Annotated in this window: 9 protein-coding genes; 5 read left to right on the top strand and 4 right to left on the bottom strand. The window is 72.3% G+C overall.

Going from position 1 to position 13,377, the window contains the following annotated elements; all coding sequences use genetic code 11:
• Window positions 1-100: 100 nt before the first annotated feature.
• Window positions 101-1,069 carry a YeiH family protein gene (locus AA23TX_RS17180; RefSeq protein ID WP_155543504.1) on the bottom strand — a complete coding sequence of 323 codons (969 nt, stop codon included), beginning with the start codon at window positions 1,067-1,069 and terminating at the stop codon, window positions 101-103.
• A gap of 70 nt (window positions 1,070-1,139) precedes the next feature.
• Here AA23TX_RS17180 and AA23TX_RS17185 point away from each other — a divergent pair, with 70 nt between their 5' ends.
• The 3 genes from AA23TX_RS17185 (at window position 1,140) to AA23TX_RS17195 (ending at window position 4,163) form a co-directional block, all read left to right on the top strand.
• Window positions 1,140-2,039 (top strand): LysR family transcriptional regulator, encoded by a 900-nt coding sequence (locus AA23TX_RS17185; protein ID WP_155543505.1) that lies wholly within the window; start codon window positions 1,140-1,142, stop codon window positions 2,037-2,039.
• Between the two features lie 271 nt (window positions 2,040-2,310).
• A complete protein-coding gene (locus AA23TX_RS17190) occupies window positions 2,311-3,069 on the top strand; it encodes a PadR family transcriptional regulator (RefSeq protein ID WP_230862547.1) in 759 nt (252 codons plus the stop codon).
• Window positions 3,070-3,131: 62 nt separating this feature from the next.
• Window positions 3,132-4,163, top strand: a complete 1,032-nt coding sequence (locus tag AA23TX_RS17195; RefSeq protein ID WP_155543507.1) for a class I SAM-dependent methyltransferase — start codon at window positions 3,132-3,134, stop codon at window positions 4,161-4,163.
• A gap of 1 nt (window position 4,164) precedes the next feature.
• Here AA23TX_RS17195 and AA23TX_RS17200 read toward each other — a convergent pair whose 3' ends face one another.
• A complete protein-coding gene (locus tag AA23TX_RS17200) occupies window positions 4,165-5,484 on the bottom strand; it encodes a M14 family zinc carboxypeptidase (RefSeq protein ID WP_155543508.1) in 1,320 nt (439 codons plus the stop codon).
• A 195-nt stretch (window positions 5,485-5,679) separates the two neighbouring features.
• Here AA23TX_RS17200 and folP point away from each other — a divergent pair, with 195 nt between their 5' ends.
• Complete coding sequence (gene folP / locus AA23TX_RS17205; RefSeq protein WP_155543509.1) at window positions 5,680-6,549, top strand: dihydropteroate synthase; 870 nt, start codon at window positions 5,680-5,682, stop codon at window positions 6,547-6,549.
• The gene (locus AA23TX_RS17210; protein WP_155543510.1) at window positions 6,546-7,286 is read left to right on the top strand and encodes a dihydrofolate reductase family protein; all 741 of its coding nucleotides are present in this window, start codon (window positions 6,546-6,548) and stop codon (window positions 7,284-7,286) included. Before folP ends, AA23TX_RS17210 begins: the two co-directional genes overlap by 4 nt.
• 78 nt (window positions 7,287-7,364) lie before the next feature.
• Here the strand turns inward: AA23TX_RS17210 and AA23TX_RS17215 are convergent, their stop codons facing one another.
• Window positions 7,365-12,830: an ATP-binding protein gene (locus AA23TX_RS17215; protein WP_155543511.1), complete on the bottom strand. Its 5,466-nt coding sequence runs from the start codon at window positions 12,828-12,830 to the stop codon at window positions 7,365-7,367.
• A gap of 307 nt (window positions 12,831-13,137) precedes the next feature.
• Window positions 13,138-13,377 carry a hypothetical protein gene (locus AA23TX_RS17220; RefSeq protein WP_155543512.1) on the bottom strand — a complete coding sequence of 80 codons (240 nt, stop codon included), beginning with the start codon at window positions 13,375-13,377 and terminating at the stop codon, window positions 13,138-13,140.

The following is a 13,377-nucleotide window of genomic DNA, read 5'->3' on the forward strand; positions in this document are numbered from 1 at the left end:
TCGTTCTACGTCCTACGTCTCGGCGACAGCGTCGACGCGGCCCGTACAAGACCCGTACAACCCGGCGTATAACGACTTACACGTTGCCGGGAGGGAAACGTCAGGTGAACGCGGCCAGGGCGCCGAACCCCGTCCCCAGCACGAGAAGCGTGGACAGGAGACCCAGGAGCAGGGCCCGTCCGCCACCGCGCAGCAGCGGACCGAGCCGGACGGCGCAGCCGAGGCCGAACAGGGCACCGGCGAGCAGGAGCGTCGAGGCGGTCTTGGCGACGTCGAGCGCGAACGCCGGGACGAGCCCGGTGCTGCGGACGGCGACCATCGCGAGGAACCCGAGGACGAACAGCGGCACGAGCGGCGCGTGCCCGCCGCGGCGGGTGCGTTCGGTGGCGCCGACGATCGCGACCACCGGCGCCAGCAGGACGACCCGGCTCAGCTTGACCACGATGGCGACGGCGACCGCGGCGGCGCCCGCCGGCCCGGCCGCCGCGACGACCTGCGCGACCTCGTGCACCGAGATCCCGGCCCAGGTGCCGGTCCTGGTCGCGTCCAGGCCGAGGAGGTGGGCGAGCAGGGGGAGGACGCCGAGGGCGATGCTGCCGTAGCAGGTGACGAGCGCGACGGCGGTCGCGACGTCCTCGTCGTCGCGTTCGACCACGCCCTCCATCGCCGCGATCGCCGAGGCGCCGCAGATGGAGAAGCCGGTGGCGACCAGCACGGCGAGGCCTCGGGGCACGCGGACCAGGCGGCCGAGGGCGAGCGTGCCGAGGAAGGTGACGGTGACCGTCAGCACGACCGCGGCGAGCGTGCCGGGGCCGAGTGCGAGCACGGTGGGGATCGCGAGTTGCAGGCCGAGCAGGACGACACCCGCGCGCAGCAGACGTTTCGTGATCCGGGCGACGGACTTGCGGTGCTCTTCGGTGAGGACCGGGGTGCTGCCGGCGACGATGCCCAGCACGACGGCGACGGTCAGCGCGCCCGCGACCGGCCAGACCGAGCTCAGCGCGTAGGCCGCGGCGACGCCGAGCCCGGTGATCGCGAGGCCGGATGTCTTCGCCGCCGTCAGTGTCATGGTGCCAGCGTCGCCTTCCTCCGGGAGTTCGGGTAGCCGTTGGTTCGCGCGTAGGTCATAGACTGAAGCTATGACCGGACCGGACCTGGACTCGCTGCGCCTGCTGGTGCTCGTCGACGATCTCGGCAGCATCGGGCAGGCCGCGGGGGCGCTCGGCATCGCCCAGCCGTCGGCGAGCAAGCGATTGTCCACTTTGGAGAGACAATTGGGACTGTCCCTGGTGGACCGGACCCGGCGCGGCTCGGCGCTGACCCCGGACGGCCGGGTGATCGCGGGCTGGGCGCACCGCGTGCTGACCGAAGTGGACGGACTGCGCACGGGGGCGGAGGCCCTGCGCACCCAGCGCGGCGCGAAGCTGCGGGTCGCGGCGAGCATGACGCTGGCCGAGCACTTCGTGCCCGCGTGGATCGGCGAGGTGAAGCGGATCGAGCCGGACACCTACGTCGGGCTCGAGGTGGTGAACTCCGAGCACGTCGCCGACCTGGTCACGGCCGGCCGGGTCGACCTGGGGTTCGTCGAGTCGCCGGGGCCGTGGCCGGGGCTGTCCACGCGGCGGGTCGCGACGGACCGGCTCGTCGTGGTGGTGCCGGCCGGGCACCCGTGGGCGCGCCGTCGCCGTCCGCTGACGGCGTTCGAGCTGGCGGCGACGCCGCTGGTGGTGCGGGAGCCGGGGTCGGGGACTCGCGAGACGGTAGAGGCGGCGTTGCGCCGGGCCGGTGCGGGGGTGGTGACGCCGTTGCTGGAGCTGGGATCGGCGTCGGCGGTGCGGAACGCGGTGATCGCGGGGGCCGGGCCGGCGGTGATCAGCGAGCTGGACGTGGTGCGCGAGGTGGCGGGCCGCCGGCTGGTGCCGGTCGCGGTGGCCGGGGTGGAGCTCGGCCGGGTGCTGCGGGCGGTGTGGCCGGCGGGGCGGCGGCTGGCCGGTCCGGCGGCGGAGCTGCTGACGCTGGCGGTCAAGTCCGGGGCTTGACGGGTCTGCTCGCTCATCGGGTGGGTTGCCTTCGATCGGACGGCGATATATCGTCGTAGTGTCGGCGATACGGCGAGTGGAGGAGACGGTCATGGAGATGAGCGCGGGAGCGGGACGGATGTTCGGCGGTTTCGGGGGCGGTGGTGTGTTCGGTGGTCACGGGCCTGGCCACCACGTTCACGGTGGGTTCGGGCGTCCAGGCCACGACCACGGTGAGTTCGGGCGCCCGGGGCTCAGGGGTCCCTTCGGTCACCCGGACCACGACGACGGTGTGCCGGGGCACCATGACCACGGTGGGTTCGGGCGGCCGGGGCCAGGCGGTTCCTTCGGCCACCCGGACCACGACCTCGGCGAGCCGGGGCACGAGGACTGGGACGGCGGCCCCGAGCTGGCGCGCGGTGGTCCTCCGGGCGGCTTCCCGCCGCACCCACCCCACGCGCCGCAGCCGCCGGGCGGCCCCGGCTTCCCGGGCTTTCCCGGCGGCCCGGGGTCCTTCGGCGGGCCCGGTGGCTGGGGTGGCGGGGCCGGGCCGTTCCAGCGGGTGCGGGAGTTCCGCGGCGGCGGGCGCGGGCCGAGCCGTCCGGTGCGGCCGGCCGTGCTGGCGTTGCTCGCCGAGGAGCCGATGCACGGCTACCAGCTGATGCAGGAGATCCGCCGCCGCACCCACGACCGGTGGCGGCCCAGCCCGGGCTCGGTCTACCCGATCCTGCAGCAGCTGGAGGACGAAGGCCTGGTCCACACGGCCGAGACCGGCGGCCGCCGGGTCGCCGAGCTGACCGACGCCGGGCGGGAGCACGTCGCCGGGCGGGAAGCCGAGTTCGCCGCCCTGTGGGAAGAGCCCGAGGAGGAGCCGGGAGCGGACCGGTTCGCCGCGCTCTGGCACGCGCTGGGGGAGCTGTCCGGCGCGGCCGCGCAGGTGGGGTACAGCGGAACGGAAGCGCAGGTGGCCGAGGTGAAGAAGATCCTCGCCGACGCGCGCCGCCGGGTGTACGCGGTGCTCGCGGACGCCGGCCTGGAGGACGAGGACTGACCTGCCCCGCCGGTCGGATCGTCCACAGTGGATGGTCCGCCCGGCGGGTAGGCTCGGGCCCCATGGAGGAAAAGGACTTCGCGGCGCACCTGACCGCGACCATGACCGGCAGCGCGCTCACCATGCTGATCGGGGTCGGCCATCGCACCGGGCTCTTCGAAGCGGCCGCGCGCGGGCCCGCCACCAGCGATGAACTCGCCGAACGCGCCGGCCTTCACGAGCGATACGTCCGCGAGTGGCTCGGCGCGATGGTCACCGGGGGCATCTTCACCCTCGAGGCCGGCCGGTACACCTTCCCGCCCGAGCACGCGAAGTTCCTGCTCGGCGAGACCGCCGCCAACCTCATGCCGTCGCTGCTGACGCTCAGCGCCTTCACCGGCATCCTGCCCGACCTCGAACGCAGCTTCGCCGAAGGCGGCGGCGTCCCGCGGTCGGCCTACGGGCCCCACCTCGAAACCCTCGGCGCGAAGACCGGTGACAGCTGGAAGCACGTCTACCGCGAACACCTCGTCGACGGCTTCTTCGGCGCGGTCCCCGGCCTGAAAGAGCGGCTCACCGCCGGGGCGCGCGTGCTCGATCTGGGCTGCGGCACCGGGAACGCCATCGCCGTCGCCGCTCGCGCGTTCCCCGCCTCGCGGTTCACCGGCGTGGACATCAACGCGGGCGTCGTCGAGCAGGCGCGCGAGACCTCGAAAGACCTGCCGAACGTCGAGTTCGCTGTCGGGGATGCCGCCGAGCTGGCCGGCGAATACGACGTCATCACCGCCTTCGACGCCATCCACGACCAGGACCGGCCGGACGTCGTGCTGCGCCGGATCCGCGGTGCGCTGCGCGAAGACGGCCTGTTCTTCATGGTGGACACGAACTTCTCCAGCGACGTGGCGAAGAACGTCGGCAACCCGCTGGCCGCACTTTGCTACTCGATCAGCCTGATGTACTGCACGACGACGTCGCTGGCCGAGGGCGGCGCCGCGCTCGGGGCGATGTGGGGCACCGAGACCGCGCGGGACATGCTCGCGGACGCGGGGTTCCGGCACGTCGACGTGCTGGATTCCCCGCGTCCGCAGAACTGCGTCTACGCCTGCCGGCCGTGACTCACTGCTGGTACGGCGCCGCCGCGGCCTTCGCGGCCGTCACCAGCGCGCCCTTGTTCTTCGGCCAGAACGTGCTGTCGACGCAGGTGTAGCGGGGGAGGAAGCCGCCGCAGGTGCCGCTCGAGCCGCCGACCTCGAACGTCACGCTGGCGACACCCAGTTCGCCGTAGGTGAAGTCGTCGGTGGTGCCGCTCGTGTCGTAGCCGACGGTCTCCTCGTTGGTGCCGACGAGGTAGCCGTTCGACGCCGAGTACTTCGCGCCGAGCCTGCGGTACTGCGCGTCGTTCGGCGACGTGGCCTGGGTGAAGCCCCACGGGATGATGATGTCGTTGCCGTAGCTGTGCAGCGTGATCATCGTGCCCTTGGCGGTCGACGGCGCGGGGTCGTTGTTCCCGGTGCCGCGCTGGTCCGGGAAGATCGCGCGGGCCAGCTTCTCCAGGGCCTGCGTCTCCGGCTCGGAGCCGGCGCTCACGCCCTGGTAGGTCTCGGAGCACGCCGAGTTGGAGTCGCCGCCCCACTTGAACGTCGAGTTGCGGTTGAGGTCGACGCCGATGTTCGTGCCGGAGCAGCCGCCGCGGGTGTTGTTCGCGTTCTTGCGCTGCAGCTTCGGCGAGTTGCCGCCCGAAGCGACGATGTCGACGCCGTCCGGGTTGGAGATCGGCACCACCCACACCTCGGTCGTGTCCAAGATGGACTTCGCGGTGGCGTCGGTGGCGTAGCCGTCGGCGAGGTAGTCGATCCAGCGCCAGGCCAGCTCGCCGGTCGACAGCTCGCGGGCGTGGATCTGGGCCATCAGGAAGAACTTCGGCTTCTTCGACGTCGTCGAGAGCGTGCAGTCGCCGGTCTGCTTCTTGGTGAGGCAGATGGCCTGGACGTCGTGACCGCCCTGGCCCTGGGCCTTCTTCCACGACTGCCCGATCGTGTACTTCGTGGCGAGGTCGGGGTGCGCGGCGGCGACGGCGGTCAGGTGGTTCTCGTGCGCGGTGACGGTGCGGTACCCGCCGTAGAAGGTGTCGGCCGCCAGGGAGTTCGCCTGCGCCGGGAGTTCCTTGTAGACGGTGTCGAAGAAGGTCGGCCGGTAACCGAGGGCCCGCAACCGGTTCGCGACGGCCTGCCCGCCGACGACGCTGACCGTGCCCGCGTCACCCTCTTCGACGTCGAACCCGGCCGCGGCCAGTGCGTGGGCCTGGGCGGCGGTCGCCGGGACCCGCCAGAACACGGGGGTGTCGGCGGGCTGCGCGGCCGCGGTGCCGCCGAGCAGCGCGGACAGCACGACACCGGTCGCCGCCAGTGCGAGCCGGGACAGGGACCTTGACGCCATCGGGGGATCTCCTCACGTACGCACGGATGGAGTTCCGGCCCGGGGCTCTCGGTCACCGGACCGGCACGCACAGTGTGTCGGTCCGGGACAAACGCGCCATACCCCCGAAAGTCGCGAAACCGGTCGCGGCGGACCCCGGACGACCGTCCTCACTATGCTCGGAAGGGGCCAGATCCGATCTTGAACGGAGTGCGCATGCCGATCCACGACCTCGTCTTCCGGGGGCGACGGCTCACCAGCGACCACGCGCTGGTCATGGCGATCGTCAACCGGACGCCGGACTCGTTCTACGACAACGGCGTGACGTACGAGGAAGACCGGGCGCGGGCGGCCGTCGGCAAGGCGATCGAGGACGGCGCCGCGGTGATCGACATCGGCGGCGTGCCCGCCAGCCCGGGCCCCGAGGTCACCGTCGCGGAGGAGATCAGCCGCGTCGTCCCGACCGTGGAGTGGATCCGGGCGGCTTTCCCGGACGTCGTGATCAGCGTCGACACCTACCGCGCCGAGGTCGCCGACGCCGTCTGCCGGGTCGGCGCGGACCTGATCAACGACAACTGGGCCGCCTACGAGCCGGAGATCCTCGACGTCGCCGCCGAGCACGGCGCCGGGTACATCTGCGCCCACGTCGACGGGCTCGACCCGCGCACCGACCCGATCAAGCCGCAGTACGACGACGTCGTCGCGTCGGTCGTGGCGGACACCACCGACCTCGCCGAACGGGCGGTCGCGAAGGGCGTCCCGCGCGAGGGGATCATGATCGACCCCTGCATCGACTTCTCGAAGAACACCTACCAGTCCCTGGAGATCCTGCGGAACGTCGACAAGCTGGTCGCGACCGGGTGGCCGGTGCTGATGGCGCTGTCCAACAAGGGAGTGGTGGGCGAGACGCTCGACGTCGCCATGGACGACCGGGTCACCGGCACGCTCGCGGCCACCGCGCTCGCGGCCGCGCAGGGCGCCGCGATGTTCCGCGCGCACCAGGTGCGCGAGACGCGGCACACGGTGGAGATGATCGCGAGCATCATCGGTACCCGCCCGCCGAAGAACGCGGTGCGCTGGCTGTGATCCGGCAGATCTGGCCACCCGAAGCCGGTCGCGAACTCGGCACGGACGACCTCGAAGCCCTGTATCGCTTCCCCGACGTCGCGAAGTGGCTCGTCGTCAACTTCGTGTCGAGCACGGACGGCGCGATCACCGTCGCCGGCCGCTCGCGCCCGCTGTCCACCGCCCCCGACCGGGTCGTGTTCAAGCTGGGCAGCGACCTCGCCGACGTCGTCCTGCTCGGCGCCGGGACCGCGGTGATCGAGGAGTTCGACGGCGTCCATCCGGACCCCGAGACCGCGGACCGGCGCCGCCGGCACGGGCTCGAGCCGATCCCGCCGATCGCGGTCGTCACCACCGGCCGCAGCCTGCCACCGGACGCACCGGTGCTCACCCGGGCCGCGGTGCCGACGATCGTCCTGACCTGCGAGCGGGCGCCGGCGGACCTGCGCGCGGCCTGGGTGGCCGCGGGGGCCGAGGTGGTGGTCGCGGGGGAGGACGCGGTGGCGCTCGACGTCGCCGTGGCGGCCCTGACCGAGCGTGGCCTGCGGCGGATCGACTGCGAAGGCGGGCCGAAACTCTTCGCGTCGCTGGCCGAAGCGGGCCTGGTCGACGAATTCCGGCTGACCGTCGCGCCGTACCTCGTGGCCGGGACGGCGGACCGCGCGGCGGTCGGCGGCGCGTTCGACCCGCTGGAGCTGGAGCTGGCCACGGTCCTGACCGACGGCGCGAGCCTGCTGACGCGCTACCTGGTGCCGTAGCCGGTCTGCCGCGACTGGTCGTGAGTGAGAAACAGTGTTCTAACACTGTTTCTCACTCACGACCCCGGTGCGGGAGACCTACTGCTTGAGGCCGTGCTCGATGGCCTCGATGATCCGCGGCCGCAGCTCGGCCGTGCTGATGATCGCGTCCACCGAGCCGACCTCGACGGCACGCTGGATGCTGTGCACCTTGTCGAACTCCGCCGCGATCTCGCTGACCTTCTCCGCGCGGACCGACGACTGGACCTCCGCGAGCTTGGCGCTCAACGCCGCGCGGGACGGCGCGTCGGCCCCCGCGACCTGCGTCTGGAGCTCGGTCACCCGCGGGTCGTTCGCCGTGCGCTTGGCCACCTCACCGGCGAACACCACCGCCGCGGCCGGGGCGCCGCCCAGCACCGAGGCGAACGAGCCCTCCAGCGCCAGCACCGTCATGTTCGGGTTGAGCGCCTTGGAGAACACCACGAACGCGCCGCCGTGGTAGCGCGAGATCACGGTGAACACGATCGGGCCCTCGAAGTTGACGATCGCCCGGCCGATCTCCGCGCCGTACTCCAGCTGGAGCTTCCGCAGTGACTCCGGCGAGCCGTCGAACCCGGAGAGGTTCGCCAGCACGACCAGCGGCCGGTTGCCGGACGCCGCGTTGATCGCCCGCGCCGTCTTCTTCGACGACCGCGGGAACAGCGTGCCCGCGGTGTAGGTGTCCGGCCCGTCGGTGGGAGGGAAGCCGCGGCGGGGCACCGAACGCGACTCGATGCCGACCAGGCAGACCGGGCGGCCGCCGATGTGCACGTCCTGCACCGCCGCCGTGTCGGCGTCGGCCATGCCCGCCCAGCGTTCCAGCACCGGGTGGTCCTGGTCCGACAGCGCGCGCATCACCGTCCGGATGTCGAACGGCTTCTTGCGGTCCGGGTTGTGCTCGGCCGAGAAGATCTCCCCGACGGTCCGGAAGTCGCTGTCGACGATCGCGTGCGGGAACGGCGAGACGTCGCGGTCGACCGGGTCGTTCGTGCCCACCTTCCGCGGCCCGGCCTCGCCCGGGACGACGTAGGTGTGGTCGTAGTGCGACATCAGCACCGCGCGGGCGGCCGGCAGGTTCGGCGCCCAGTACTGCGCCTGGCCGTTCGGGCCCATGACGCGGTCGTAGCCGCCGATGCCGAAGTTGTCCTCCGCCGACACGCCGCCGGAGAAGTCCAGCGCCTGCTTGCCGGTCAGCACCATCGCCGAGTCCGGCGTCATGATGAGGACGCCCTTGGTGTGCATGAGCATCGTGGCTTCGGCGTTCCAGTACGGCTGGGCGCCGACGTTGATCCCGTTGACCACGATGTTGATCTCGCCGCCGTCCTGGGTGAACGTGACGATCCGCTTGAGCGCCGCGGCGACCCAGTCCATGTTCTCGGTGCCCGAGGACATCGAGATCCGCGCACCCGACGACAGCGCGAACCACTCCAGCGGAACCCGCATGCGCTCGGCCAGGTCGAGCGCCGCGATGACGCGGGAGCACTCCGGCTCCGACAACGCGCCGAGCGACTTCGTCGGGTCGCCGAGCAGCACGACACGGGTGACGCCCTCGGGGTGCCGCTCGGTCGGGGTCGTGACGACGCCCGCGATGATCGCCGCGGAGTTCTTGCCCTTGGGCCGGTCGACCGGGACCAGGACACCGTCCTCGAGGTCGTGCTCGGTGAACGTGCCGTCGGCCCCGGCGAGCAGGCCGGTCAGCTCGTACGGGTAGACCGTGCCGCGGCGCGCGGCGCGCAGCACCTTCAGCCGGTAGTCGTCGTGCGGCTGCACCGGCTCGGTCGACGGCGGCCCGACGTGCAGCCGCGCGCCGTGCCCGGGGTCGAAGGTGATCCGGACGGCGAGCTCGGCCAGCTTGCCCGCGTCGGTGCGCCGCCGGGCCAGGAACTGGACCTCTTCCAGCCCGGCGCCGACCGAGGTCGGCAGGATGCGCTGGACGAGCGTGTTCAGCTCGTCGGTGGTCAGCTCCGTCTGCGGCCAGACGTACATCATGATCCGGTTGGTGTCGAACCGCTTGTTCTGCGGCCGCTGCGCCTGGATGTTGCGGATCGCGTCGAGGCAGGCGGTGACCGCGTCCTCGAGCGCGGGCAGGGCGACCAGCCGACCGTCGGCTTCGCGCAGCGGCGTCAGGTCGCGGACCTGGCCCATCGCGATCAGCCGCTCGTCGGCCGGGTTGCTCTTCGCCACGGCCTTGAAGAGGTAGATCTCCTCGTCCGCCGACGGCAGCCGGGTGAGGTCGAACTCGCGCAGCCGCTCCAGCTGCAGCCGCTGCGCGATCTGCGGGTGCAGGCCGCGGATCAGCCGGTCCTCGGTGAAGCCCGCGCCGTCGCGCCGGAAGGTGAAGTGGTGGTGCATCACCGCGCCGCCGGTGCCGGCCACGGTGACCACGATCCGGCGCACGCTCGCCGGCACCCCGTGCTCGGCCAGCAGCGCGCCGAGCCGCTCGGCCGTCGCGTCGACGTCCGGCTGGTCCTCCCAGCGCAGGTACAGGTCGGCGACGACGCCGTCGGTCGCCACCTCGCCGAGCGCGCGCAGCGCGTCGGGCAGGGCGGTGAAGTCGACGGCCGTGGTGACCAGCGGCAGCGCGCCGTCCGGGGTGTTCAGCTCGGCGGTCAGCCATCGGGAGCCGCCCGCGTCCCGCACGGCGACTCCGGTCAGCCTGCGGTTGCCGTAGTAACGGCGCGTCAGCACTTCCAGCAGCGGCGCGTGGTCGCGGCCCGGCCGCCCGATCCGCTGCCCGATCAGCCGGACGAGGGGCTGCGAGCCGGTGATCATGGCCTGGATCCGCTCGGCGCGGTCGGCGGCGTCCGGGTGCTGGTCGAGGTAGCGCAGCTCGGTGCGGACGGCGGCGTACACCTCGGCGCGGTGGCGGCGCAGCAGCGGCTGGGCGAACCAGCGGAACACCACACCGCGGGCCAGGTCGGACACCGCGGGGAAGCGCACCTGCGTGGCTTCGACCAGGTGCTCCAGGGCCAGCCCGGCGCGGTCGCTCAGCGACTCCGCCGGCTGCGCCCCGGCCAGCCACAGCCGCAGCACCTCGGAGACGACGGCGACGTCGGCCGAAGTCCGTTGCTGCGCCAGGAAGATCCGGAAGACCGCGGACTCCAGCTCGGGGGTGCGCTCCAGGTCGGTAAGACCGTAGTGGCCGAGCACCTTGGCCAGCTTGGCCTGGAAGCCTTCGCTGACGCCCGCGCGCTCGACGTCGAGGCTCTGCAGGTAGCTGTGGAAGAACTCGCGCGGGCTGTGCACCGCGCCGTTCGGCACGGTGTCCTCGCCGCCCGGGGTGTTGCGGCTCAGCTCGGACAGGTCGGCGAAGACGGTGAGCAGCTCCAGCTCGCCTTCGACCGGACGGCCGTCCAGCTCGGCGCGCGCGGCGACGTAGGCCGACAGGACGCGCTTGCGCTCCGACGGGTCGACGTCGAAGCCGAGCAGCAGGCTGCGCAGGTCCTGGAGACCGCGCTCGACGCGGTCGGCCGCGGAGACGTCCGCCGCCTCGGCCGGCAGCTCGATCTCGACGGTCTCGGTCTCCTCGGCGACCTCGTCGCCGGCGCCGTCGGCCACCGGCTCCAGGCGCATCAGCGGCGCGCCGGTCTCGACCTGGCTGCCGACCGACACCGGGCATTCGCGGACGCGGGCGCGGAACGGCGCGCGCAGCACCGTCTCCATCTTCATGCTCTCCAGCACGAGGATCGGCGCGTTCGCCTCGACCTCGTCGCCGACCGACAGCGGCGTCGCGACCACCAGCGCGGGCGCGGGGGAGCGGACGACACCGCCTTCGTCCCGGCTGACGCGGTGGGTGATGCCGTCGACCTCGACGAGGTGGATCGGGCCGTGCGTGGCCGCCACGAAGCGGAACCCCTGCCCGTTGACCCGGATCCGGCCGCTGTGGGCGTCGAAGCGGTCGATCTCGACGTCGGCGTGGTGCACCTCCGACGTCCCGGCCGAAACGCCGACGCGGAAGCGCTTCTGGCCGATGCGCGCGACGCTGACGCGGTAGCCGACGCCGCGGAGCTTGAGGTCGAGCGGGCGGCCGGTCTCGTGCTGGACCTGCGGGCGGCCACCGTGCGCGGTGGCCAGCAGCCGCCGGACGGAGACCTCTTCCTCGTCCTCGTAGGCCTCGATGGCGGCCGCGGCGAGCGCGACGGCGGAGTGCCGGTGGGTGACCAGGCGGCCTTCGGCGCGGACGCGGTCGATCCAGCCGGTGTCGGCGCTCGCGTCGATGACCTCGGGCTGGTCGAGCAGGTCGAGCACGAAGCTCTTGTTGGTCGCGCCGCCCTCGATGATCACGGTGGTCTCGGCCATCGCGCGGCGGAGGCGGCCGAGCGCCTCGTCGCGGTCGCGGCCGTAGGCGATGATCTTGGCGATCATCGAGTCGAAGTCGGCGGGAATGGTGTCGCCCTCGCTGACGCCGGTGTCGACGCGGATGCCCGGGCCGGCGGGCAGCGCCAGCCGCGCGATGCGGCCGGGGGAGGGGGCGAAGTCGCGGTCGGGGTCCTCGGCGTTGAGCCGGGCTTCGACGGCGTGGCCGAGCTCGGCGGGCTGGTCGCCTTCGAGCTTGCCGCCGCCGGCGACGTGCAGCTGCAGCTTGACCAGGTCGGTGCCGGTGGTGATCTCGGTGATCGGGTGCTCGACCTGCAGGCGGGTGTTGACCTCGAGGAAGGCGAACAGCTTCTCGCCGGGGTGGTAGAGGAACTCGACGGTGCACGCGCCGCGGTAGCCGACGGCGACCGCGAGCCGTTCGGCCGACGTCTTCAGCTCGGCGGTCTGCGCCGGGTCGAGGACCGGCGACGCGGACTCCTCGATGATCTTCTGGTTGCGCCGCTGCACCGAGCAGTCGCGGACGCCGAGCGCCCACGCCGTCGCGCCGTCGGAGATCACCTGGACCTCGACGTGGCGGGCGCCGGTGACCAGGCGCTCGAGGAACACGACGCCGGAACCGAACGCGCGCAGCGCTTCCTGGCTGGTGCGCTCGTAGGCGTCGGCGAGGTCTTCGCCGGAGGCGACCATGCGGATGCCGCGCCCGCCGCCGCCCGCGGTCGCCTTGAGCATCAGCGGGTAGCCGATCCGGTCGCCGGCCTTCAGCGCGTCTTCGAGGGTGGCGACCTCGCCGCGGCTCCACGGCGCGACCGGCACGCCGACCTCTTCGGCGATCAGCTTCGCGCCGATCTTGTCGCCGAGCTTGCGCATCGCGTCCGCGCTCGGGCCGACGAAGGTGATGCCGATCTTCTCGCACAGCTCGGCGAAGGCCGGGTCCTCGGCGACGAAGCCCCAGCCGACCCACGCGGCATCGGCCTTCGTCTCGACCAGGGCCTTTTCGAGCTTGGCCAGGTCGAGGTACGGGCGGGCCGACGCCGGACCGAGGTCGTAGGCCAGGTCGGCCTCACGGACGAAGGTGGCCGTGCGGTCCGCGTCGGTGTAGAGGGCGACCGTCTCGATCCGCGTCCCGGTTTCCGCCGACAGATCCCGGACGGCGTGGATGAGCCGCATCGCGGCCTCTCCGCGGTTGACGATGGCGACACGATTGAACACCGGCTGAGCCTCCCAAGTACCCACGCACAGAAGGCGACGCACCTGTTCCGGGGCGTCGCCTGCACCTGTCTCTACCCTGCTGGATTACCGCCGGGTAGACCAATGTCCGCCATGGCGCATGCCAAGGCGGCTGCGTTGTGGGAACCCCACAAAAAGCGACCCGCGCCACACCGCCGGGGCCGGATTTCTCGCGAGGACTGCCACAAAGCACGGTGCGCAGCTTACGGCGGGAACAAGTAGGGGAACATCCGGTGATGCGGAAGTACGGGACCCCTGTTCCGCCCGGACGCGGCTCGGGGCCGGTGGGTCAGGAGGCCAGGAGGACGTGCGACTCCAGCACCTGGCTCAGCTCCCGCTGCTCCGCTTCCGACAGCGGCACGGCGGCGACGCTGCAGCGGCCGTCCGGGCCCGGGGCCGTCGTGATCGCCAGCACCGGCCGACCGTCGATTTCGCGGAGGGTCACCCGGCCGCCGCAGGCCAGGTCGACGCTGACCCCGGGTCGGTCACGATGCCTGCCCAGCCAGCGGCTGACGAAGTCGAAGGTCAT

This window comes from Amycolatopsis camponoti (assembly GCF_902497555.1).
Taxonomy (GTDB): Bacteria; Actinomycetota; Actinomycetes; order Mycobacteriales; family Pseudonocardiaceae; genus Amycolatopsis; species Amycolatopsis camponoti.